Here is a 22,610-nt window from a genome sequence, read left to right on the forward strand (position 1 = left end):
CCGCTCACCTCGTCCCCCGGTCCGGCTCGGCTCGTCGGCGGGCAGCACGACAGGCCGTATTCCGGCCACAATCCGTCACCGTTTCGGTTGTGCCGCGACGCTCAAACCCGATGTTGGTCGGGTAATTCAACGACGACGGAGTTTTTCCATGCGTACATTCACCATCGCCGCCGCCGCGATCGCCAGCACCTTCGCGGTTGCCGCCACGGCCCAGGAAACGCCGGCTACCGGCACTGCGCCCACGCAGGAAGCTGCGCCCGCACAGGAGGCGGCACCGACGGCTGGTGCGACCGCGACGACGGTCAGCGATGTCGAGGTGACGCAGTTCGCCACCGCGCTCGCCGAAGTGGACAAGATCAACAAGGACGCCGCCACGCCGGCGACCGAGAAGCAGGCGAAGATGGCCGCCGCCGTCACCTCCGCCGGCCTGACGCCCGAGCGGTTCAACACGATCGGCCAGTCGCTGAGCAAGGATCCGGCGCTTCAGGCCAAGGTCGCTGCCGCCGTGCAGGCCAAGGCTGGTAAGCCGAGCTGATCGCCCGGACCCGAACGAACAAGGGGCGCCCCGCGGGGCGCCCCTTTTTTTGTCCGAAGCGACCGCGGCGCGCTTACTTGCCGCGACGCTTGCGATGCGTTTCGAGGTCGAGGACCGCCGAATCGGCGCCCTCGGGCATCAGGCCAAGGCGACGGGCGACCTCCTGATACGCCTCCACCTCGCCGCCCAGGTCGCGGCGGAAACGGTCCTTGTCGAGCTTCTCGCCCGTCGTCGCGTCCCACAGCCGGCAATTGTCCGGGCTGATCTCGTCGGCAAGGATGATCCGGGCATAGTCGTTGTCCCAAATGCGGCCGAACTCGAGCTTGAAGTCGACGAGCTTGATGCCGATTCCGGCGAACAGCCCCGACATGAAATCGTTCACGCGCACCGCCAGATCGGCGATGTCATGCAACTCCTCTTGGCTCGCCCAGCCGAAGCACAGGATGTGCTCGTCGGTAATGAGCGGATCGCCGAGCGCGTCATCCTTGAGGTAATATTCGATGACCGTGCGCGGCAGCTGCGTGCCTTCCTCGATGCCGAGGCGCTTTGACATCGACCCAGCGGCGACGTTGCGCACCACGACCTCGATCGGCACGATCTCGACCTGCCGGATCAGCTGCTCGCGCATGTTGAGGCGGCGCAGGAAGTGCGTCGGTACGCCGATATTGCCGAGCATCGTGAAGATATGCTCGGAAATCCGGTTGTTGAGCACGCCCTTGCCGTTGATCGTGCCCTTTTTCTGGGCATTGAACGCGGTTGCGTCGTCCTTGAAATACTGGATGAGCGTGCCGGGTTCGGGACCCTCGTAGAGGATCTTTGCCTTGCCCTCGTAGATCTGACGGCGGCGAGCCATGCGCGTGTTCCTGAAACGATCGGCCCCGGCAGCGGGGTCCGCGCGCCGGGGCAGGTGAGTGCGCGCCTATACCGGATGGGGACGGGGGGTGCAATCAGTCGCCGCGCGCGGGCGTTGCCCCATCGCAACACGCAGAATCAATCGGTTGCCTTTCGGAACGGACCCGGTGCATGGGCGCTCCCCCAACCGAACCGGCAAAATGCCGGCGGGTCGCTTCTGAGAGGGCAAGGTTATGTGGCGTAAGGCTTTGGGATTGGCCGCGGTGTCGGCCGGCGTGCTGGCGTGGACGGGCGCTGCCGAGGCGAGCGGCTTCTCGCTCAAGGAACAGTCGGCCAAGGAAACAGGCCGGGCGTTCGCGGGCGGCGCAGCAGCGGCCGACGATGCCTCGATCATCTTCTACAACCCCGCCGGCATGACCAAGCTGGAGCGCAGCCAGGTCTCGCTCAACAGCCATTTCCTGTTCGTCGACAGCGCCCAGCAAAATGACGGCACCACGCTGACCGTGCCGGGCCGCCCGACCGCGATCCCCGTCACCGGCAACAACGGCGGCAATCCGTTCGACCAGCCAGTGATCGTCCCCACCGGCTATGCCGCGTTCCGGGCGAGCGACCGGCTGTGGTTCGGCCTCGGCATTAGCGCGCCCTTCGGCCTGAAGGTCGAGTACGATCAGGGCTTTTTCGGGCGGTACGACTCGCTCAAGTCCGAGGTGAAGACGGTCAACATCCAGCCGAGCTTCGGCTATGCGCTTAATGACAACGTCTCGATCGGCGGCGGCGTCGATATCCAGCAGATCGACGTGAAGCTGCGCAACGCGCTCCCCAACCTCGTCCCTAGCGCGGGCGACGGGGAGCTCAACATCTCGGGTGACGACCTGTCGGTCGGCTGGAATGCGGGTGTGCTGCTGAGCTTCGGCAAGGCCCGGCTGGGCGCGCATTACCGCTCAAAGGTTTCGCACCGGCTCGACGGCACCTACCAGGTGTCGGGGCTGATCGGCCCGCTGGCGGGTGCCAACACGCGCACCTTCGCGACCGCGCCGCTCGACATTCCCGAGAGCGTGACGGTCAGCGCGATGTACGGCGTCGGCGACCGCGTGCGCCTGATGGCCACGGGCCAGTGGTTCAACTGGTCGCGGTTCGAGGCGATCACGGTGCAGCCGCTCGGCCGCCCGGCAGTGGTCAACGAGCAGAACTACAAGGATAGCTGGTCGGGTCATGGCGCGGTCGAGTTCGACGCGACCGACCGCCTGACGCTGCGCGCGGGCGGGCTGTACGACACCACGCCGACGCAGGATGCGTTCCGCACGACGCGGGTGCCCGACGGCGACCGCATCTGGGCGACCGCGGGCGCCACGTGGAAACTCAACGACCGGCTCGACGTGAATGTGAGCTATGCGCACGTGTTTGTGAGCGAGGAGAAGTTGAACCGCACCGACACGCTGTTCGCGGGCACCGCCGCGGCGACGCAGGCGCGAATCGTGTCGACGAACACGGGCAATGCCGACGTGATCGGTACGTCGCTGACGATCAAGCTGTAACGCGAGCGGGGAGCGCCGGGTCGGCGCTCCCCGTGATTATTAAGCGACCTTGAACCCTTCCTTGTTCATCGCCGCCGCCAGCGCCTTGTTCTTCTCATCGGACAACTGCGCGCGCAGGGAGGGAAACAGGTCCGTCTCCTCCTCGGTCATGTGCTTTTCGAGGTCCGCGCGGAACTTGCGCAGCTTGGCGGGAAACTCGGCGCTGTCGCGGGGCATGTTGTCGAGCTCGTAGAGATACTGCTTCACATAGCCGTGATCCTTGGTGAGGTGATCGGCCTCCTCGGTCCGCCCCGCTTCGCGCAGCGCAGGGTAGACGACGTTGCCTTCCTCGACATCGTGCTTGGCGAGCGCGTGCTTGAGCTGCGCCAGCAGGATCGCGCGCTTGGTCGTATTGCGGCTCTCGGTCGCCTCGAGCGCGTCGAAGATCTTGAGCACCGCCTTGTGCTCGGCAGTGAGCGCCGCGACCCAGTTGGCGGCAAGCGCGCTGGGCGCCTGTACCGCGGCCTTGCGCCCCAGCATCGCCAGCACGCCGATCGCGGCGCCGGCGGTAGCGGCACCGGCGATGACGCCCAGATTGCTCTGATGATTGGTGGGTTTCTCGGTGGTGGGGGCGGTCGTCATTGCGCTTGCTCCTTCGATTGCGAGGGTCCGATAACCCTCACAACCTATTGAGCACGCTGGACGTTCCGATCAGCCCCGTGCGGCGGCGGCCATTTCGGCGTTGCGACGCGTGGCTGCGGCGAGCGTCTCGGTCAGCAGTCGGACGAGCGCCTCGTCGGCGTCGAGCACGTTCAACCCTTCGCGCGTCGAGCCGCCCGGACTGGCAACGCGATCGGCGAGGACCGCTGGCGTATCGTCCGCACCCGCCGCCAGCATCGCCGACCCCTCGACCGTCGCGCGGGCGAGGCGGAGCGACTGATCGGCGGGCAGGCCCAGCGCCTCGCCCCCCTTCGCCAGCGCGTCGATAAAGCGATAGGTGAAGCCCGGCCCGCTGCCCGACAACGCCGTCACCACGTCGAACAGCGACGGATCGACCCATTCGACATGACCGAGCGGCGCCATCAGTGCCTCGGCCGCCGCGCGCACCGGAGCTGCGTCGCTGTCGGTATGGAGCGCGACGACGCCCTTGCCGATCGCGACGGGCAGGTTGGGCATCGCCCGCACGATCGCCCGCGCGGCGAAACGCGACCGCAGGTCGGCGATCTCGACGCCAGCGAGGATCGAAACGAGCATCGCCGCCTTCGCGGCGCGGATCGCGGGGGCGACGGCGTCGATCATCTGCGGCTTGACCGCGAGGATCAGGATGTCGGGGGCAGGGCCTTCCGGTGCGTTCGCGACCACCTGTACGCCGTCCGGCACCACCGGGCTGCCCGGATCAATGACGATGATGCGCTCAGCCGCAATGCCGCTCGCGACCCAGCGGCGGAGCATCGCGCCGCCCATGTTGCCCGCACCGACCAGCCAGAAGCGGGCCGGTTCGTTCGCTTCGCTCATGCTTCGCCCTGAGTCTCGATGAGCGCGGCGGCGATGGCTTCCTTGGGGCTCTTGCCGCCCCACAAGACGAACTGGAACACGGGATAAAAGCGCTCGCACTCGTCGATCGCGGTCTCCACCAGCAGTTCGGCGCGGTCGAGGCTCAATGTCGCGCCATCCTCCTCGTCGCTCATCATCGCGGCGTGGCGATAGAGGAGGATGCCGCTCGACGACCAGAGCTCGAAATGGCCGATCCAGAGCTGTTCGTTGACCAGCCCGATCGTCTCGTAGATCGACGCGCGCCGTTCCTCTGCAATGCGGATGTCGGGCAGTGCGAGGAACTGGAGGACACCGTCCTCCTCGCGCCAGATCGCGCGCAGTTCGTATTCGGTCCAGCTGCCCTTGAACTTGGCGACGATCTCGTCGTCCTCGCGCTCGTGGCTCCATCCATGCGCGGCGAAATAGCTTTCGAGCATGTCGATGGGGGCGGCGTCTTCGCGGTCGAACTCGGCTTCGTCGAGCATTGGTCTTTCCAGCGGCGGCAACATGCCGTCCAATTCATGGTGCCGTGCAGCAAGCGACTGTGCAAGTCGTGGTGCGGGGCGTGACACAGAAAGCTGTGGACTAAAGGCCTACAAAACAAGGGCGGGGCCATCGATGCCGATGACCCCGCCCCATTTTGCAACGACTTCGCGGCGTCAGCGGCCGCGCTCGTCCGGCATGCGGATGTTGGGACCGAGGTTCTCGATCACCTGGCGCGCATCGAAGCTGCGCACGTCCTTGGGCTTCGGACCGCGGCCGGTCAGGATCTCGGCCTGCGCCTCGTACCGGTCGATCTGGCGCACGTCGGTGATACCGCCGCCGAAGCCGCCGCCCCAGCCGCCCCAACCACCCCAGCCGAAGCCCGGGCGGTAATAACGCCAGCGCGGGCCCCAGCCGCCCCAGCCGCCGAACCCGGGACCGCCCCAGAAGGGGTCGTCATAGACGCGGGTGTCGGTCTTGCGCTCGGTATCGCGGTCGACCAGCGTGAAATGGTCAAAGCCCCGCTCCAGCGTCAGCTGCGCCGCGCGGAACAGGAGATAGCGCTCGACCGTCTCGCGCGAGGTGAGGCTGTTGCCCGCGAAGCCGACGCGGAAGCGGTTTTGCTCGATCTGTTCGTCGAAGAAGCCGGTGCGATAGCTGCCCTGGCCGTTGATCGGCCGATAGGGGGTCGGCGTCGCGCAAGCCGACAGGGAAACCGCGCCAGCCACGACCAGTGCAACGGGGCCGATCCGACGCGCAAGGAACTTGGACATTCGAACTCTCCGGTCTGGATGCGAGGGGGCGCACCCGATCATTTGTGAACGCATGGGGCCGAAGCTTTTATCCACGGCTCGCGCGCGACGATCTGTGCCGCATCGTCGATTAGCGGTTGCTGAATGGCAAGGGTTCCGATGCCCTCTTCCGTCCGTCCGCCTGCGGCACTAGGGCTATGTGCATGGAACAGGGGCGCGTCGGCGCACCGCCACGCCGGCGGCGGACATGATCGAGTCGACCGGACAGATGGCCCTGGCGGGCGCGGTGCTGGCGGTGCTCGTCGCGGGCGCCGCCTACGCGCTCTATCTGGGCCTCAAGCTGCGTGCCGGGGCGAAGGGCGTCAAGGCGGACAATGCCCGCCTCTGGGCGCTGATCCGCTCGGCCCCGGCGCGCGCGATGGTGGTGCGCGGCGACGGGCGGATCGAATTGTCGAGCCAGCTGCTCGACTGGCTGGGCCTCGCCGCCGCCCCCCGCGAGCTTGCCGGACTGTCGACGGGTGAGGCGGGGCTGGTGGTCGAGGATGCCGAGCGGCTGGCCGCCGCGGTCGAGGGCGCGCGCCGTGCCGCGATCCCGTTCCGGGTACCCGTCCGCGCCGCCGGCAGCGATCGCCTGTTGATGGCGGCGGGCGAGCGGGCGTCCGCGGCGCTCACCCGCGATGCCGGTGTCATCGTCTGGTTCTTCGACGCGACCGAAACGCAAGGGGAGGTCCAGCGCCTGTCCGAGCGGGTCGAGCTGCTGCGCGATGCGTATCAGGCGCTGAAGGGCCTGATCGAGGCGGCGCCGATGCCGATGTGGTATCGCAGCGGCGACCTTCGCCTCGCGCTCGTCAACTCGGCCTATGTCGCCGCGGTCGAGGCGAGCGATGCGGACGACGCCGTCGCGCGCCAGGTCGAGCTGGTCGAGATGGGCGCCCCCGGCGCACCGCCGCCCCAGGCCCTCGCCGCGCGCGAGGCGGGGAGCCCGCGCGCCACCGCGATGCCCGCGACGATCGGCGGCCAGCGTCGGATGCTGCGCGTCCACGACGTGCCGCTCGCCGATGGCGGCATCGCCGGCTTCGCGATCGACATCGAGGAGCTGGAACAGGCGCGCACCGGGATCAAGCGGTTCGGCGAGGCGCAGCGGGCAATGCTCGACCGCATCTCCGCCGGGGTGGCGCAGTTCGGCCCCGACCGCGCGCTCGTCTTCTGCAACCAGCCGTTCCGCCGCATGTTCGCGATGCGCGGCGAGTGGCTGGCCGACCGGCCCGAGTTCGATCGCATCCTCGAACGGATGCGCGAGGGCGGGCGGATTCCCGAGGTGCGCGACTTCCCCGGTTGGAAGAACGAGCGGCGCGGCTGGTTCACCTCGACCGATGCGCAGATCGAGGAAAGCTGGCTGCTGGCGGGCGGCACCCACCTGCGCGTCGTCGCGCAGCCGCTGCCCGATGGCGGGCTGCTCCTCGTGTTCGAGGATCGGACCGAGCAGGTGCAGCTTGCGAGTGCGCGCGACACACTGCTGCGCGTGCGCACCGCGACGATCGAGAATTTGTTCGAGGCGATCGCGGTGTTCGGCGCGGACGGGCGGGTGCAGCACTGGAACAACAAGTTCCGCACCGTCTTCGGCCTCGACGAATCGCTGCTCGGCGAGCATCCGCGCGTCGATGCGCTGGCCCGCGATATCGCGCCGCGGCTCGCCAATCCGTCGCGCGCGGCGCTGATGGCCGAGCTCGTCCGCTCGGCCACCGCGGACCGGCTCCAGCGCGGCGGGCGCGTTGCCTTTGCCGACGGGCGGCATTTCGAGTTCGGGGCGGTGCCGCTGCCCGACGGCAATGCGCTGCTGACGATGCTCGACATTTCCGACAGCCGGAAGATCGAGCAGGCGCTGCGCGACCGCGCCGAGGCGCTGGAGGCGGCGGACAAGGTCAAGACCGCGTTCGTCGCAAACATGAGCTACGAGCTTCGCACCCCGCTCACCTCGATCAAGGGGTTCGCCGAGATGCTGGGCGCGGGCTATGCCGGCGCGCTGACCGAGACGGGACAGAGCTATACCGGCGCGATCCTCGAATCGGTCGAGCGGCTGGGCGCGCTGGTCGACGACGTGCTCGACCTGACGCTTGCTGACCAGCCGCCGGTGCGCGAGGCGCTCAGCGTCGGCGACGCCGCGGAGACCGCCGCCGCCGCGGTCGCGCCGCTGGCGGGCGAGAAGCGCATCGACCTTGCGACAGAGGTGCAGGGCAGCGCGGGCAAGGTTCAGGCGGAGGGGCGGCGCATCCGTCAGGCGGTGGAGCATGTCCTGCGCCACGCGATCGCGCACACGCCGGCGGGCGGCCGCGTCCTTCTGCATGTCGACGGCGACAAAGATCGCGCGCGGATCGTCGTGTCCGATAACGGCCCCGGCATGTCGGCAGAGGCGCAGGCGCATGCCTTCGACCGTTTCGCGCGGCATGGCTCGGGAGATCGCGGCGAGCGGGCACTCGACCTCGGCCTGCCGATCGCGCGTCAACTGGTCGAGGCGCATGGCGGCACCGTGACGCTGTTGTCCGAGCCGGGACAGGGGACGCTCGTGACGATCGAGCTGCCGCGGCGATGATCGACCTGCCCGACGAAGCCGCCGCATTGGCGTTCGGCCGCAGATTGGCTGCGGTGCTGCGACCCGGCGATGCCATCACGCTGTCGGGGCCGCTGGGGGCGGGCAAGACGACGATCGCCCGCGGCCTGCTGGCGGCGCTGGGGCTGGAGGGGGAGGCGCCGAGCCCGAGCTATGCGATCGTGCAGAGCTATGCCCCGCCCGAGGTGCGATTGCCGGTGCTGCATGTCGACCTCTATCGGATCGAGGAGGAGGGCGACCTGCTGGAACTCGGGCTCGACGATGCACGCTATGACGGCGCGCTGCTGGTCGAATGGCCCGAACGGGTGAGTGCCCGCGTCTTTCCGGACGCCCTCCGCCTGACGCTGATCGTCGCCGCGGATGGCGCGCGGCGCTTGACAGCCGAGGTGCCGGCGGCATGGGAAGGGCGATGGCCCCTGACCTGAATCCGCCGGCTGCGGCACGCGACTTCCTCGCCTCGATCGGCTGGGGCGATGCGGAGATTGAGCCGATCGCCGGCGACGCCTCGTTCCGCCGCTATTTCCGCATCGTCGCGCCCGGCCGCCACGCGATCCTGATGGACGCGCCGCCGCCGCACGAGGACCCGCGCCCGTTCCTGTCAGTGGCGCGCTGGCTGACCGACCGCGGGTTCGCCGCGCCCGAGATCCATGGTGAGGACTTGGAGCGCGGCCTCGTCCTCCTCCAGGATTTCGGCAACGCCCGGATGCGCGAGACCGTCGATGCCGCGCCCGAGAGCGAGCTGCGGCTGTATGAGGAGGCCGTCCGCCTCCTCATCCGGCTTCGCGATCATGCGCCGATGGACCTGCCGCCCTACGACCTCGAGGTCTATCTGCGCGAGGCGCGGTTGCTGGTCGAATGGTACGCGCCGGCAGTTGGCCTCGACGTCGATCTGGCGGGGTATGAGCGGGCCTGGGAACAAGTGCTCCGCCCGCTTTCACCGCCGAGCGTGACGGTGCTGCGCGACTATCACGCCGAAAATCTGATGCTGATCGAGGGTGCCGAGACGCTCGGCCTGCTCGATTTTCAGGACGCGCTGGCGGGGCATCCGGCTTACGACCTCGTTTCCTTGCTTCAGGATGCGCGGCGCGATGTGCCTGCGTCGGTGGAGGCAGCGATGCTCGACCTCTATGTCCGCACGGTCGGCGCCGACGACAGCTTCGCGGTCGCCTATCACGTGCTCGGCGCGCAGCGGAACGCCAAGATCGTCGGCATCTTCACCCGGCTGTGGCAGCGCGACGGCAAGCCACGCTATCCGACGCTGTGCCCGCGCGTCTGGGGTTATCTGGAACGCGACCTCGCGCATCCGGCGCTCGCGCCCGTGGCGGCGTGGTTCGATGCCAACATTCCGCCGCACCTGCGCGGCGATCCGATCGAGCTGATCCGCTGATGGCCACGACCCGCGCGATCCGCCCCAATCCCGCCGTCGCGGTGCCGAAGACCGCGATGGTCATGGCTGCGGGCCTGGGCAAACGGATGCGCCCGCTGACCGCCACGCGGCCCAAGCCGCTGGTCGAGGTCGCGGGCAAGCCGCTGATCGACCACGTCTTCGACCGGCTGCGGTCGGCGGGGGTCGAGCGGGCGGTGGTCAATGTCCACTATCTCGCCGACGTGCTCGAGGCGCATCTGACGCACCGGGTAAAGGGGATCGAGATCGCAGTCTCCGACGAGCGGGCGCAGCTGCTCGAGACCGGCGGCGGGCTGGTCAGGGCGCGCGAGTTGCTGGGCGACGCGCCGATACTGTGCGTCAACAGCGACAATCTGTGGGTCGACGGGCCGGTCGACGCGATCGTCCGGCTGGCGCAGATGTGGGACCCGGCGCGCATGGACGTGCTCCTGCTGATGGTGCCGCTCGCCCGCGCCAACGGCCATGCGGGGCGCGGCGACTTCCACCTCGATGCCGAGGGGCGCATCGTGCGCCGCCGCGCCTCGGGCCGGTTGGCGCCGTTCGTCTATACCGGCGTGCAGATCCTGAACCCCGCGATCATCCGCGATTATCCCGAGGGGCCGTTCTCGACCAACCTGTTCTGGAACCGCGCGATTCAAGCGGGGCGCGCGTACGGCGTCACGCACGAGGGGCTGTGGTTCGACGTCGGCAGCCCGTCGTCGATCGGCATGACCGAGGCGCTGCTCGCCGATGGCTGAGGGGGACCGACACCCTCAGGTCTTCACCATCCCCGCGCACAAGGCGTTCGCCGACACGCTCGCGATCGGCCTGATCCGCCGTTTCGGGCGCGAGCCGATGGGCCTCGCGCGAGGTGTCGTCATCGTTCCGACGAGCCGAGCCGCCCGCGCCGTCAACGACGCCTTCGTCCGGCTGAGTGACGGCGGCCTCCTTCTGCCGCGAATCGTCGCGGTCGGCGATCCCGATCTGGACGAGGCGGTCGGCCCGTTCTTCGATCCCGCCGATGCCGCGCCGGTGCCGCCCGCGGTCGATCCATTGAAGCGCCGCCTGATCCTCGCGCGATTGCTTCAGGAAACGCGGCCCGGTCTCGATCCGGCGGAAGCGGTGCGGCTGGCGGGCGACCTCGCCCGCACGCTCGATCAGTTGCAGGTCGAGGAGATCGCCCCCGCGGCGCTGCGAGCGATCGACCTGTCGGGCGAGCTGTCGAAGCATTGGGCGACGGCGCTGTCGACGTTCGAGGTGGTGCTCGACCGCTGGCCGGGTGAACTCGAGCGGTTGAGCGCGATCGACCTGGTCGAGCGCCGCCGCCGGCTGCTCGATCGCGCGTGCCGCGCGTGGGAGCGGGCGAGCCCGGCGCGGTTCGTCTGTGCGGCGGGCGTGACCTCGCCAGTCCCCTCAGTTGCGCGGCTGCTGCGCTGTGTCGCGGGGCTGCCCGACGGGTTCGTCGTGCTGCCGGGCCTTGCGACCGGGCTGGACGAGGTGGCGTGGGACACGCTCGGCCCGCACGCGCCCCATCCCGTTGCCGGCGAAGTTCGCCGGTCGGTCGAGACGCACCCGCAATTTGCGCTGAAGCTGCTGCTCGACCGCATGGGCGTCGCGCGCGCGGAAGTGCGGCCGTGGCGCGTCGCGAGCGAGCTCGACGCGCCGCCCGCACGCAGCAAGGCGATCGACAGCGCGATGCTGCCCGCAATCCTTACGCATCGCTGGCCGACGCTGCCCAAAGCCGAGCGGCGGTTTGAGGGCGTCACCGCGCTCGAGGTCGCCACCCCGGCCGAGGAGGCACAGGGGATCGCGCTCAAACTGCGCGAGGTGCTGGAGACGCCGGGCAGGACCGCCGCGCTGGTGACGCCCGACCGCAACCTCGCCGCGCGGGTCGCCGCGCATCTGGCGCGCTGGGGGGTCGCGATCGACGATTCGGCGGGGCGGCCGCTTTCGATGCTGGCGCCGGGCACGCTCCTCCTCGCGATCATTGAGGCGGCGGGGCAGCGATTTGCGCCGATGGCGCTGCTCGCGCTCCTCAAGCATCCGCTGGTTGCATCGACCGATCCCGAGCGGCGGCTGAAATGGCTGGAGGGTGCGCGCCGCCTAGACCTCGCGTTGCGTGGCCCCCGGCCCGCGCCGGGGATCGAGGGGATCGACGCGCATCTGGCGACCGGCGAGCCGCGCACCGCCGGCCTTCGAGAGGCAGCGCGGGCGTGGTGGGACGAGGCCAAGGCCTGCTTCGCGCCCATCGCGGCGATGGCGGAGGGGGGCGACCGGCCGCTCGACGACCATGCCCGGCTACTACGCGAAGCGGCGACGCTGCTGGCGGGCGACGCCGCCTGGGCGCGGGCGGAGGGGCGCGCGGCCGCCGACTTGCTGACCGCGCTGGAGAGCGACGGCGGGGAGGGGCCGCGCGCGGTGTCGGCGGGCGCGCTGCTGCCGCTGATGCGCAGCCTGCTCGACGAGATCGCGATCCGCCCGCCGCAGGGCGGGCATCCGCGGCTGGCGATCTACGGCCTGGTCGAGGCGCAGTTGCAGAGTGCCGATCTCGTCATCCTCGGCGGCCTCAACGAAGGGTCGTGGCCGGCGCTGCCTGCGCCCGACCCGTGGCTGGCGCCGCGAATCCGCACCGAACTCGGCCTGCCCGCGCTCGAACGGCGGATCGGGCTGTCGGCACAGGATTTCGCGCAGGGCCTTGGCGCGCGCGAGGTGTTGCTGACCCGGTCGCGGCGCGACGGCTCGGGGCCGACAATCCCGTCGCGCTTCTGGCTGCGGCTGGAGGCGCTGGCCGAGGGGCTGGAGCCTGCGGCCGGCCTGGCCGGCTGGGCGCGCGTGCTCGACACCGCGCCGCATGTGCCCGACAGCCGACCCGCGCCATCGCCCCGCGTCGAGGATCGTCCGCGCAAGCTGTCGGTGACCGAAGTCGACCGGCTGAAGGCAGACCCCTATGCCTTTTACGCCCGGCGGATGCTCGGCCTGTCGCCGCTCGATCCGGTCGATGCCGATCCGAGCGCGGCTTGGCGTGGGACCGCGGTGCATTCGATCCTGGAGGCATGGTCGAAGCATGACGGCCACGACCCCGCCCGCCTTGTCGCCCGCGCGCACGCGATGCTCGATGACACGCGCACGCACCCGATCGTTCGCGCGTTGTGGCGCCCGCGCCTGATCGCCGCGGTCGAGTGGATTGCTGGGGAGCTTGCCGCGCAGGTGGCCGGGGGGCGGCAGGTGCTGGGGGTGGAGGAAGCGGGGGCGATCGAGATCGCGGGCGTCACGCTGACGGGCAAGTACGACCGCATCGACCGGCTGCCCGGCGGCGGCCTCGGCATCGTCGACTACAAGACCGGCAAGCCGCCGAGTCCAAAGGCCGTCGCGGAGGGCTACAGCCTTCAGCTCGGCCTCATTGGTCTTATTGCCGAGCGTGGCGGGTTCGATCGGATCGCAGGCAAGGCGACTGGCTTCGAATACTGGTCATTGGCGAAGAAGGGTGAGGCGTTCGGCTATATTCAGAGTCCGGTCGGCGGTCGCAGCGGCATCGCAGCCGAGGATTTCGTTGGGAAGGCGTACAATCAGTTTGTTGAAGCGGCGGGCCACTGGTTGACCGGCGACCGTGCCTTCACGGCCAAGCTGGTGCCGGAAATGGCGCCCTATGCCGAGTACGACCAGTTGATGCGCCGCGACGAGTGGTACGGCCGTGAGTAAACCCCTCCACCCCCTTCGCGGCGCGCAGCGCGATGCGAGTCGGCCCGACCGCCACGTCTGGCTCGCGGCCTCTGCCGGCACGGGCAAGACGCAGGTGCTCGCCGCGCGCGTGTTCCGGCTGCTGCTGGCGGGCAGCCGGCCCGAGGCGATCCTGTGCCTCACCTTTACCAAGGCGGGCGCGGCGGAGATGGCCGAACGGATCGCGGGAACGCTGGCGCGCTGGGTGCGGCTCGACCGGAACGACCTGTTCGCCGAATTGCGCGGCCTCGGCGAGCCGGCGACGCCTGAACAGGTCGAGCGGGCGCGGACGCTGTTCGCTCGCGTGCTCGATGCGCCTGGCGGCCTGCGCATCCTGACGATTCACGGCTTCTGCCAGAGCCTGCTCTCCGCCTTCCCGGCGGAGGCGGGGCTGGTGCCCGGTTTCCGCCCGCTCGAACCGCGCGAGCAGGTGCTGCTCCAGCGCGAAGCGCTCGCCCGCCTGCTGGAGGACGAGGCGCGCGAGGGGCGGGTCGCCATCGCCGAGGCGATCGGCGCGCTGGCGCTGCGGCTCGGCGAGCAGAAGGCCGAGACGTTCCTCCACGCGTGCGCCGCGCGGCCCGACGCGATGGAAGCGTTGCCGATCGGCGAGGGCGTCCAGCCCTACATCCGCCGTGCGCTCGATCTGTCGACCGGCGACGTTGCGGCGCATGTCGAGGCGGCGTGCGGCGACGATGCGTTCGACCTCGACAGCCTGCGCGACCTGGCCGCGATGCAGGCGGCATGGGGGACCAAGCGAGGGCTGGAGCGCGCCGAGGTCATCGCCGCATGGCTCGCCGCCGATTCGCGCACGCGTGCGTCTACGCTGGGCGACCTCCACCTCGTCTGGGCGACGGGTAAGGGCGATCCGCGCGGCGGGAAGGGACAGGTGCCGCCCGGCGACGACTATCCCCCGGTCGCCGAGCGGCTGCACGGGCGTTGCGCCGAGCTCCTCGCGCTGCGGGTCCGCGCCGCCTATGCCGATGCGCTCGCCTCCGCGCTCACCGCGGGCCGTGCCTATGCCCGCGCCTATGCCGATGCCAAGCGGCTGGCCGGCGCGGTCGATTTCGACGACCTGATCGCCGCGACCGTCCGCTTGCTCGAGACGCCGGGGATGGGCGAGTGGGTGCGCTACAAGCTCGACCTCGCGACCGAGCACGTGCTGATCGACGAGGCGCAGGACACCAACCTTGCTCAGTGGCGGATCGTCAGTGCGATCGCCGACGAGTTCTTTGCCGGTGCGGGCACACGCGGCACGAAGGTGCGGACGCTATTCACCGTCGGTGACGAGAAGCAGGCGATCTACGGCTTCCAGGGCACCGACCCAATTTTCTTTCGCGCGGCGCACCGTCGCTACGACCGGCTGGCTGCCGCGCCGCCCATCGAGGCAGAGGAGCGCCGGCCGCTCGACACCGTCGCGCTCATCGAAAGCTTCCGCTCGGTCGCGACAGTGCTCAAGTTCGTCGATGCCGCGCTCGACGCGCTGCCCGCACCCGGCATGGGCACTGACGACCGCCAGCGCCATGCCAGCCAGGTGGCAGGGCCGGGCAGCGTAACCCTCATGCCCCCCGTGATCGCGGGCGGGAGCGAGGAGGATGAGGAGGGCTGGGTCGACGATCAGGTCCGCGAACTCGCCCGCCGGATCGCACGTCAGGTTCGCGAGTGGCTCGATAGCGGGCACAGGCTCGCGTCGAAGGGTCGCGCGCTCCGGCCAGAGGATGTGATGATCCTCGTCAAGCGGCGCGGCGAGCTCGCCTCGCTGATCGTCGCGCGGCTTTATGCGGAAGGGGTGCCGGTCGCGGGCGTCGATCGGCTGCGGCTCAATGCGCCGCTGGCCGTGCAGGACCTGCTCGCCGCGATCCGCTTCGTCCTGCAACCGGGCGACGATCTGAGCCTCGCCAGCCTGCTCGTCTCGCCCTTGATCGGGTGGACGCAGGACGAGCTGATGGCGGCGGCCATGCATCGCAAGGGCGGATTGTGGCGGCACCTGCGCGCGACGCAGCCGGCCGAGCGGCTGGCCCCGCTCTACCACCTGCTCGCCCGCGCCGATTACGCGACGCCCTATCGATTCCTCGAGGACATTCTCTCGGGCGAACTCGACGGGCGCCGGCGCCTGATCGCGCGACTGGGGGAGGAGGCGCGCGACCCGATCGAGGAGCTGCTGTCGGCGGCGCTCGGCTTCGAACGGAATGCCACGCCGTCGCTACAACGCTTCCTCGACTGGTTCGATCGCGGCGATGTGGAGATCGTGCGCGACAGCTCGCGGCCGCAGGCGGCGGTGCGCGTCATGACCGCGCACGGGGCCAAGGGATTGCAGGCGCCGCTCGTCATCCTCGCCGACGCGACCGCCGACCCGACGCAGAACCGCCGCGACCTGTTCGACTGGCAGGCGGACGCCGACAAGCCGCCGATCCCCGTCTTCCGCCCGCGCAGCGCCGAGCGCGGCGGGCCGCTCGACGACGTGGTGGCCGACAGCGACCGCCGCGAGCTGGAGGAGCATTGGCGGCTCTTCTACGTCGCCGCAACGCGTGCGGAGGAGCAGCTGGTGATCGCCGGCAGCCTGTCCGAGCGCGCAAAGGGCGAGCCGCCGCCGCTCAGCTGGTACCGCGCGAGTGCGATGGCGATGGATGCCCTCGGCGTGTCGCCGGGCGAGACGCGGGTGCTGGCAGACGACCGGCCGCCCGCGCCCGCCGTGTCCGAGGCCGCTCGGGACGCAGCGAGACCGGCGCTCCCCGACTGGGCACGCCGCGCCGCGCCCGAGGAAGCGCGCCCGCCGCGTCCGCTCGCGCCGTCGTCGCTGGGTAAGGACGAGGTGGCCGACCCGCCGCCCGCCGGCCCGGCGATGCAGGACGCGGCCGAGCGCGGGCGTCTGCTCCACGGGTTGTTCGAGCGGCTGCCGGCGTTGCCGCCCGAGCATCGCCGCGCCGCGGGCGAGGCGTGGCTGGCGGGCAATCCGCTAGGCGAGGGGCTGGTCGATCGCGCGCTGTCGATCGTCGACCATCCCGACTTCGCCGATATGTTCGGCGCCGATGCGCTCGCCGAGGCGCCGATCGCCGCAGTCGTCGGCGGACAGGTGATCGCGGGCACCGTCGACCGCCTGCTGGTCGAGGGTGATCGCGTCCGCCTGATCGATTTCAAGACCGGCCGCCGCGTCCCCGCCGACGTGGGCGAGGTGCCGCCGCATCATGCGCGCCAGATGGCCGCCTATGCCGCCGCGCTCGCCGTCATCTTTCCCGACCGGCGGATCGAGGCCGCTTTGCTCTACACCGCTGGGCCGCGGCTGATCGCAGTGCCGGCCGAGGCGCTCGCCGCGCTCAAGCCCGGCTTGGCGGCGACGGAGCAAAGCTTGCCCTCGCGCGCTTGAGCCGGCGAGGGCGGCCACATAGATTGGACCCCAACCAAGGAGTTTAGAATCATGCCGACCAAGGCCGTCACCGACCAGAGCTTCGCCACCGATGTCCTCGGTGCCGACAAGCCCGTCCTCGTCGATTTCTGGGCCGAGTGGTGCGGACCGTGCAAGATGATCGGCCCGAGCCTTGAGGAACTGTCCGAGGAACTGGGCGAGCAGGTGACGATCACCAAGCTCAACATCGACGAGAATCCCGAGGCGCCGGGCAAGTACGGCGTGCGCGGCATCCCGACGATGATCCTGTTCAAGAACGGCGAACCCGCCGCGACCAAGGTCGGCGCCGAACCCAAGGGCCGGCTGAAGGCATGGCTTGAGGGCGAGCTCTGATCGCCTGATCGGCTCGACCGAAGTAACGAAGGGGCCGGCGGGGCGACCGCCGGCCCCTTTTTCGTTTGCGCTACAGAACGCGCGGCGTGCTCCCGCTTCCGCCGAAGCACGCGCTAAACAGCGCTCGTCACCGCTTTGTCACAACCGTCACCATTCCGTCACATGGCCGCAACCGAACCGTCTTCGAAACCGCATCCGTACGTCACGTCCGGCCACTAGCCGGGCGTGGAGGTCGACAGGGGGACAGCCGAGTCGATCGGGGGGCAAGCGCCCCTTCCTCGTCAACCCGGAATTGCCGGAACGGAGATCTTCATGGCCGACTTCAAACGCCTTAGCCTTATCCTGCTGACGAGCTGCGCGGGCGCGACGCTTGCGGCGTGCGACGGCGCGTCGAGCGTCGCCTCGCCGGGTGAGGGCGGCATCATCGTGACGCCGGCCCCGACGCCCGCGCCGACCCCGACGCCGACGCCCAGCTCGACCGCGGGCACGCCCGCCACGGGTTGCCCCACCGGCACCACCGATGTCGGCACCGTCGGCAATTTCCGCAGCTGCCGCATTCCCAGCCTCGTCTCTGGCAATCTGACGCTGCCGCGCCGGGCGGGCACCGCGTACGAGATCAACGGACGTGTCGATGTGGGCGTCGATCGTGGCGGCTCGGGCACCGGCGGCGCGCAGGCGAACCTGACGATCGAGCCGGGCGTCATCGTCTATGCCAACACGACCAACGCCGACAACGACTTCCTCGTCGTCAATCGCGGGTCGACGATCAATGCCGACGGCCTTGCCAACGCGCCGATCATCTTCACCGCGCAGCAGAACCTGACCGGCAACGTCACCGACGAATCGCAGGGTCTGTGGGGCGGCGTCATCCTCGCCGGCCGCGCGCCGGTGTCGAACTGCAACCTGTCGGGCGTCTCGGGCGGCGCCGCGAACTGCGAGAACGTCGTCGAGGGCACGGGCAACGCGCTCTACGGCGGCAACGCCGCGGGCGACAATTCGGGCATCATGCGCTATGTCCAGATCCGCTATTCGGGCACGGTCATCACGCCGAACAACGAGCTTCAGGGCCTGACCACCGGCGGCGTCGGTTCGGGTACACGGCTCGAATACATCCAGATCCACAACAGCTCGGACGACGGGATCGAGATCTTCGGCGGCACGCACAATGCGCGCTACTTCGTGGTGACCGGCGCCGATGACGACAGCTTCGACACCGATGTGGGTTGGAAGGGCTTCATCCAGTTCGCGATCGGCATCCAGAAGCCGAACAACACGCAGACCGACAACTACATGATGGAAATCGATTCGAACGGTGCCGAGGACGCGCTGCCGCGTCAGAACGGCCGGATCTCGAACTTCACCTTCATCCATACCTCGACCGCGACGAACGCGGGCATCCGCATCCGCGGCGGCGCCGACTTCACCTTCGTCAACGGCATCATGACGACGCCGCAGGCGTGCATCAACACCGTCGCCAGCACCACCGACAATGGCGGCAAGTCGACGATCCGGCCTGCCAATTCGGCGATCGACGAGAACGGCCCGCCGGTCTTCAACTCGGTCTACTTCGCGTGCGGCTCGGTCTCGGCCGAATCGACGCAGAACGGCGTGACCGTCACCAATGCCGAGCAGGCGGCGCTGTTCACCGCGGGCACCAACAACACCACCAACGGCACCGCGGCCAACGCCTATACCTCGACCTATCTGCCGGGCACCGGCGCGGCGGCGGTGACGCCGTTCAATGCCGCGACGCTCAACCCGGCGGGCTCGGGCTTCTTCGTCCAGACGTCGTACATCGGTGCGATCAACGGCTCGGGCGACACCTGGTACCAGGGTTGGACCTGCAACTCGAACCGCGGCAATTTCGGTTCGACGAGCGGCGCCTGCATCGCCGTCCCGACCACCTGACAGGCAAGCGCACCCAGGATGCGGGGATGGCAGTGAAAGGGGCTGCCATCCCCCCGTGCCCGGTCGCGGACCCTCGACAGTCCGGCGACGCCCCAATGCGGAATGAAAACATGAAAAAGCCTGTGGCTTTCGGCAGCCTGCTCCTCCTCACCACGACGCTGGTCGCGCCCGCCGCGCTGGCGCAGACGACGACGGGCGCGCCAGCCGGCCAGGTGGTCGCCCCGACCGCCGGCCAGCCGCAGGAGGGCACGCCGCCCGACACCGGCCCGGGTGCCGGCGGGGCGGCCGAGCAGGAGGTCGAGGTTTCGGCCCCCGGCGCAGGGAGCGATGCGGGCGACGACATCGTCGTGATCGGCCGCAACATTCCCAACGTCATCCGCAACACCGCGCAGGTCGTCTCGGTCCTGTCGACCGAGGATATCGCGCGCACGGGCGAGGGCGACATCGCCGGCGCGCTCGGCCGCGTGACGGGCCTCAGCGTCGTCGGCAACGGCTTCGTGTTCGTCCGCGGCCTCGGCGATCGCTATTCCTCGTCGCTGCTCAACGGCTCGCCGCTGCCCAGCCCCGAACCGCTGCGCCGCGTCGTGCCGCTCGACATCTTCCCGACCAACGTTATCGCCTCGAGCCTCGTCCAGAAGAGCTTTTCGGCCAATTATCCCGGCGAGTTCGGCGGCGGCGTCATCAACCTGACGACCAAGGCGACGCCGAAGGAAAGCTTCCTTCAGATCGGCGGATCGGTCGGGTTCGACACCGCGACCACCGCGGAGCTCGGCTACACCTATGACGGCGGTTCGCACGACTGGCTGGGGTATGACAGCGGCGAGCGGACCATCCCCGGCTTCATCAAGGATGCCGGCATCAACGGCACCGGCGTGACCGCGGCGCAGGTGACGCAGCTCACCAACGCCGAAACCTCGCTCGTGTTCGAGAACCGCAACATCCCGGCGAACTTCTCGGGCGAGCTGAGCGCGGGCACGTCGTTCGACGTCGGCACCGGCCGCATTGGCCTGATCGCGGGCGGCGGTATCTCGAACACCTGGCGCACGCGCGACGCGATCCAGCAGGTGGCGATTGACCAGGACGGCACGCTGGTCAGCGATTTCCGCAACGTCGCCACCGACCACCGCGCGCTGGTCAACGGCCTGTTCGGCGTCGGGGCCGAGTTCGGGCGCAACCGCATCCGCTGGACGAACCTTTACATCCACGACACGCTGAAGCAGACGATCCTCGGCAAGGGGACCGACCAGAACAACCTCGACCTCCTCAACCAGAACACCAACTGGTTCGAGCGGCAGCTGTTCACGACGCAGGGCGTGGCGGAGCTCAAGTTCGGCGACCTCAGCGTCGATCTGCGCGGCGCCTACGCCAACACGCAGCGCAATTCGCCTTACGAGCGCACCTTCACCTATCTCTTCTCGCCGCAGGTCGGCGACTATATCAACAACCTCGCCAACCAGTCGTTGGCGCAGATCGCGTTCAGCGAGTTGAACGAGGATCTGTGGTCGGGCGGCGTCGATCTCGGCTACAATCTCGACCTCGACCGGCCGGTGACGGTCCAGGCGGGCTATGCCTATTCGGACGCCGACCGCAGCTCGTACCGCTATCAGTTCCGCTATCAGGCGCAGAACGGCCTCAGCCTCGCGCAGCAGCAGCTGCGCCCCGACTATCTGCTCAGCGACTACAACGTCCAGCTCGCCAACATCGTCCTTCAGAACGAATCCACGTCTCAGGGGGCGGCGGCCTATACCGCGTCGCTGCGCACCCATGCCGGCTATGTCCAGCTCGAGAGCGAGATCCTCGACGGGCTGCGCGCGCAGGTCGGCGTGCGGTACGAGGATGCCGAGCAGCGCGTGTTGCCGAGCGGAACGGGCTTGACGGGCACCAGCCTCAACAACGGCTATTGGCTGCCCGCCTCGACCATCACCTGGAACTTCGCCGAGAACATGCAGCTTCGCCTGCACGCCTCGAAGACGATTGCCCGGCCGCAGTTCCGCGAGCTGGCGCCGCAGATCTATCTCGACTTCGAATCGAACCGGCAGTTCATCGGCAACCCGCGCCTGACCGACAGCGAGCTCTACAATCTGGAGGCGCGGGCCGAGTGGTTCTTCGCACGTGATCAGCGCCTGACCGCGGCGGGCTTCTACAAGCGGATTGACAACCCGATCGAGGCTTTCGGCTCGCCGGGCGCGGGCAGCTCGTCGTTGCTCACCAGCTTCTCGAACGCGCCGGGCGCCAAGCTCTATGGCGGCGAGGTCGAACTGGTGAAGTATTTCCCGCTCGATACGCTGGGCGGCCCGTTCGCGACGAAGCGCGCGGTGCTGATCGCCAACTATACCTATACCAAGTCGCAGCTCGACGCGCAGGACCAGCCGGTCGTCAATCCGATCAACGTCACCGGCCCGCTGATCCCCGCGAACCAGCTGTTCGTCGACGGCAGCCCGCTGGTCGGCCAGTCCAACCACCTCGTCAACGCGCAGTTCGGGCTCGAGGATACCGAGATGCTGAGCCAGGTGACCCTGCTGGTGAACTATGCCAGCGAGCGGATCACCAACCGCGGCGCCATCGTCAACGGCGTCCGCCTGCCCGACATCCGAGAGAAGCCGGGCTGGCGCTTCGACGTGGTGTGGCGTCAGGGCATTCCGATCGGTAGCGGCGACGATCACCAGGTCGAGCTGAAGTTCGAGGCGCGCAACCTGACCAAGACGCGCTATCAGGAGTTCCAGACGTTCGACAACGGCAGCCGCGCCGACGTCAACACGTACAATCTGGGTCGCATCTTCAGCTTCGGCGTCAGCGTCGGGCTCTGATCGCCGCCATCGGTTAGAGGGGGATCGGGCTTTCGGCAAAGATGCCGGAGGCCCTTTCTCGTTTCACCAGCCCCAGGGGCGTTCGCGAAACCACTTGGTGATGACGTATTTCGTGCCGCTGCGCACCTTCATCCCGTGGTGCAGCGTCGCGGGGTTCGGTGTGCCGTCGGGGCGCAGGTTGTTCCAGGCGAGCAGCTTGCCCGTCTCGGGCTGGACCAGCTTGTCGACCACCTTGAACCGCGTCGCGCCGCCCGCCGCCGGCTCGTTCAGGTAGAGCATCACCGTCCACGTGCGGTTGCCCGCGACCGAACAGAATTTCGCGAAATCGGCGCCCTGCGGCTCGAAATAGTCGGTGTGCGCCTTGAACTCCTGCCCCACGGCATAACGCTGGCCCTGGATCGGCTCGCCATGCGCGGGATCGAGCCCGCAAAAGTCGAGGATAGCCGCTTCAAGACGTGCCACTGCCGGCTCGGCTGGGTCGAGGTCGCAGGTTTCGCTGGTACGAAACGCCGCATCGCCGTTGGCATCGGCGATTGTCGAGGGGCGGCGGTGGCGATCGATCAGTGCGATCAGGTCGGTGCAGTGCGCTGGGTCGAGAAAGCCCTTCGCGACGAACAACGTCAGCTTTGGGCTCGGCAGCTTCTGCACACCGGGCCGCGCGGCGATATGGGCGATGACGGGTTCGCTGGGGTGGCCCGAGCCGAGATGGGTCATCGCGCTCTCCTGCCAGAGCGATCGCGCGGCGGGAAGCGTGCCATGAAAGCGTAACGTTCGCGTCGCATCG

The 22,610-nt window shown here is 69.1% G+C and carries 17 protein-coding genes; 11 read left to right on the top strand and 6 right to left on the bottom strand.

Annotation, left to right across the window (positions count from 1 at the left end; all coding sequences use genetic code 11):
- Positions 1 to 148 precede the first annotated feature (148 nt).
- Positions 149 to 535 carry a DUF4168 domain-containing protein gene (locus FHR19_RS05375; RefSeq protein ID WP_184025262.1) on the top strand — a complete coding sequence of 129 codons (387 nt, stop codon included), beginning with the start codon at positions 149 to 151 and terminating at the stop codon, positions 533 to 535.
- A 73-nt stretch (positions 536 to 608) separates the two neighbouring features.
- Here FHR19_RS05375 and purC read toward each other — a convergent pair whose 3' ends face one another.
- The gene (purC, locus tag FHR19_RS05380) at positions 609 to 1,388 is read right to left on the bottom strand and encodes a phosphoribosylaminoimidazolesuccinocarboxamide synthase (RefSeq protein WP_184025265.1); all 780 of its coding nucleotides are present in this window, start codon (positions 1,386 to 1,388) and stop codon (positions 609 to 611) included.
- 262 nt (positions 1,389 to 1,650) lie between these two features.
- Here purC and FHR19_RS05385 point away from each other — a divergent pair, with 262 nt between their 5' ends.
- The gene (locus FHR19_RS05385) at positions 1,651 to 2,922 is read left to right on the top strand and encodes an OmpP1/FadL family transporter (RefSeq protein WP_343053181.1); all 1,272 of its coding nucleotides are present in this window, start codon (positions 1,651 to 1,653) and stop codon (positions 2,920 to 2,922) included.
- Positions 2,923 to 2,961: 39 nt separating this feature from the next.
- Here FHR19_RS05385 and FHR19_RS05390 read toward each other — a convergent pair whose 3' ends face one another.
- From FHR19_RS05390 to FHR19_RS05405, 4 genes are all read right to left on the bottom strand, one after another.
- A complete protein-coding gene (locus FHR19_RS05390; protein ID WP_184025271.1) occupies positions 2,962 to 3,543 on the bottom strand; it encodes a hemerythrin domain-containing protein in 582 nt (193 codons plus the stop codon).
- A gap of 69 nt (positions 3,544 to 3,612) precedes the next feature.
- On the bottom strand, positions 3,613 to 4,416 hold the full coding sequence (gene proC / locus FHR19_RS05395; protein ID WP_184025274.1) for a pyrroline-5-carboxylate reductase: 804 nt from the start codon (positions 4,414 to 4,416) through the stop codon (positions 3,613 to 3,615).
- Positions 4,413 to 4,919, bottom strand: a complete 507-nt coding sequence (locus FHR19_RS05400) for a type III secretion system chaperone family protein (protein WP_184025277.1) — start codon at positions 4,917 to 4,919, stop codon at positions 4,413 to 4,415. The genes proC and FHR19_RS05400 overlap by 4 nt, the downstream gene beginning before the upstream one ends.
- 174 nt (positions 4,920 to 5,093) lie before the next feature.
- A complete protein-coding gene (locus FHR19_RS05405; RefSeq protein WP_184025280.1) occupies positions 5,094 to 5,690 on the bottom strand; it encodes a CC0125/CC1285 family lipoprotein in 597 nt (198 codons plus the stop codon).
- A gap of 226 nt (positions 5,691 to 5,916) precedes the next feature.
- Between FHR19_RS05405 and FHR19_RS05410 the strand changes: the two genes are divergently transcribed.
- The 9 genes from FHR19_RS05410 to FHR19_RS05450 all read left to right on the top strand — a co-directional run bounded on the left by FHR19_RS05410 (position 5,917) and on the right by FHR19_RS05450 (position 21,826).
- Positions 5,917 to 8,259: a sensor histidine kinase gene (locus FHR19_RS05410; protein ID WP_184025283.1), complete on the top strand. Its 2,343-nt coding sequence runs from the start codon at positions 5,917 to 5,919 to the stop codon at positions 8,257 to 8,259.
- A complete protein-coding gene (gene tsaE / locus FHR19_RS05415; RefSeq protein ID WP_184025286.1) occupies positions 8,256 to 8,702 on the top strand; it encodes a tRNA (adenosine(37)-N6)-threonylcarbamoyltransferase complex ATPase subunit type 1 TsaE in 447 nt (148 codons plus the stop codon). Before FHR19_RS05410 ends, tsaE begins: the two co-directional genes overlap by 4 nt.
- On the top strand, positions 8,699 to 9,664 hold the full coding sequence (locus tag FHR19_RS05420; protein ID WP_184025948.1) for an aminoglycoside phosphotransferase family protein: 966 nt from the start codon (positions 8,699 to 8,701) through the stop codon (positions 9,662 to 9,664). The genes tsaE and FHR19_RS05420 overlap by 4 nt, the downstream gene beginning before the upstream one ends.
- On the top strand, positions 9,664 to 10,419 hold the full coding sequence (locus FHR19_RS05425) for a nucleotidyltransferase family protein (protein WP_184025289.1): 756 nt from the start codon (positions 9,664 to 9,666) through the stop codon (positions 10,417 to 10,419). The genes FHR19_RS05420 and FHR19_RS05425 overlap by 1 nt, the downstream gene beginning before the upstream one ends.
- Positions 10,412 to 13,360: a double-strand break repair protein AddB gene (gene addB, locus FHR19_RS05430; protein WP_184025293.1), complete on the top strand. Its 2,949-nt coding sequence runs from the start codon at positions 10,412 to 10,414 to the stop codon at positions 13,358 to 13,360. Before FHR19_RS05425 ends, addB begins: the two co-directional genes overlap by 8 nt.
- Positions 13,353 to 16,739, top strand: a complete 3,387-nt coding sequence (gene addA, locus FHR19_RS05435) for a double-strand break repair helicase AddA (RefSeq protein ID WP_184025295.1) — start codon at positions 13,353 to 13,355, stop codon at positions 16,737 to 16,739. Before addB ends, addA begins: the two co-directional genes overlap by 8 nt.
- 51 nt (positions 16,740 to 16,790) lie before the next feature.
- Entirely contained in the window at positions 16,791 to 17,111 is a 321-nt protein-coding gene (gene trxA / locus FHR19_RS05440) for a thioredoxin TrxA (protein WP_184025298.1), read from the top strand.
- Between the two features lie 312 nt (positions 17,112 to 17,423).
- Positions 17,424 to 19,019, top strand: a complete 1,596-nt coding sequence (locus FHR19_RS05445) for a hypothetical protein (RefSeq protein ID WP_184025301.1) — start codon at positions 17,424 to 17,426, stop codon at positions 19,017 to 19,019.
- A 110-nt stretch (positions 19,020 to 19,129) separates the two neighbouring features.
- Positions 19,130 to 21,826, top strand: coding sequence for a TonB-dependent receptor domain-containing protein (locus FHR19_RS05450; protein WP_184025304.1), 2,697 nt, complete (start codon positions 19,130 to 19,132; stop codon positions 21,824 to 21,826).
- Positions 21,827 to 21,889: 63 nt separating this feature from the next.
- On the opposite strand, the gene FHR19_RS05455 is transcribed toward FHR19_RS05450, so the two are convergent.
- Positions 21,890 to 22,540: a prolyl hydroxylase family protein gene (locus FHR19_RS05455; protein ID WP_184025308.1), complete on the bottom strand. Its 651-nt coding sequence runs from the start codon at positions 22,538 to 22,540 to the stop codon at positions 21,890 to 21,892.
- Positions 22,541 to 22,610 lie beyond the last annotated feature (70 nt).

Source organism: Sphingomonas yantingensis, from assembly GCF_014199325.1.
GTDB classification, from domain to species: domain Bacteria; phylum Pseudomonadota; class Alphaproteobacteria; order Sphingomonadales; family Sphingomonadaceae; genus Sphingomonas; species Sphingomonas yantingensis.

Excerpts from the sequence above, each read along its gene's own strand:
- FHR19_RS05375 (WP_184025262.1), top strand. The coding sequence starts at position 149 with ATGCGTACATTCACCATCGCCGCCGCCGCGATCGCCAGCACCTTCGCG.
- purC (WP_184025265.1), bottom strand. The coding sequence starts at position 1,388 with ATGGCTCGCCGCCGTCAGATCTACGAGGGCAAGGCAAAGATCCTCTAC.
- FHR19_RS05390 (WP_184025271.1), bottom strand. The coding sequence starts at position 3,543 with ATGACGACCGCCCCCACCACCGAGAAACCCACCAATCATCAGAGCAAT.
- proC (WP_184025274.1), bottom strand. The coding sequence starts at position 4,416 with ATGAGCGAAGCGAACGAACCGGCCCGCTTCTGGCTGGTCGGTGCGGGC.
- FHR19_RS05400 (WP_184025277.1), bottom strand. The coding sequence starts at position 4,919 with ATGCTCGACGAAGCCGAGTTCGACCGCGAAGACGCCGCCCCCATCGAC.
- FHR19_RS05405 (WP_184025280.1), bottom strand. The coding sequence starts at position 5,690 with ATGTCCAAGTTCCTTGCGCGTCGGATCGGCCCCGTTGCACTGGTCGTG.
- FHR19_RS05410 (WP_184025283.1), top strand. The coding sequence starts at position 5,917 with ATGATCGAGTCGACCGGACAGATGGCCCTGGCGGGCGCGGTGCTGGCG.
- tsaE (WP_184025286.1), top strand. The coding sequence starts at position 8,256 with ATGATCGACCTGCCCGACGAAGCCGCCGCATTGGCGTTCGGCCGCAGA.
- FHR19_RS05425 (WP_184025289.1), top strand. The coding sequence starts at position 9,664 with ATGGCCACGACCCGCGCGATCCGCCCCAATCCCGCCGTCGCGGTGCCG.
- addB (WP_184025293.1), top strand. The coding sequence starts at position 10,412 with ATGGCTGAGGGGGACCGACACCCTCAGGTCTTCACCATCCCCGCGCAC.
- trxA (WP_184025298.1), top strand. The coding sequence starts at position 16,791 with ATGCCGACCAAGGCCGTCACCGACCAGAGCTTCGCCACCGATGTCCTC.
- FHR19_RS05445 (WP_184025301.1), top strand. The coding sequence starts at position 17,424 with ATGGCCGACTTCAAACGCCTTAGCCTTATCCTGCTGACGAGCTGCGCG.
- FHR19_RS05450 (WP_184025304.1), top strand. The coding sequence starts at position 19,130 with ATGAAAAAGCCTGTGGCTTTCGGCAGCCTGCTCCTCCTCACCACGACG.
- FHR19_RS05455 (WP_184025308.1), bottom strand. The coding sequence starts at position 22,540 with ATGACCCATCTCGGCTCGGGCCACCCCAGCGAACCCGTCATCGCCCAT.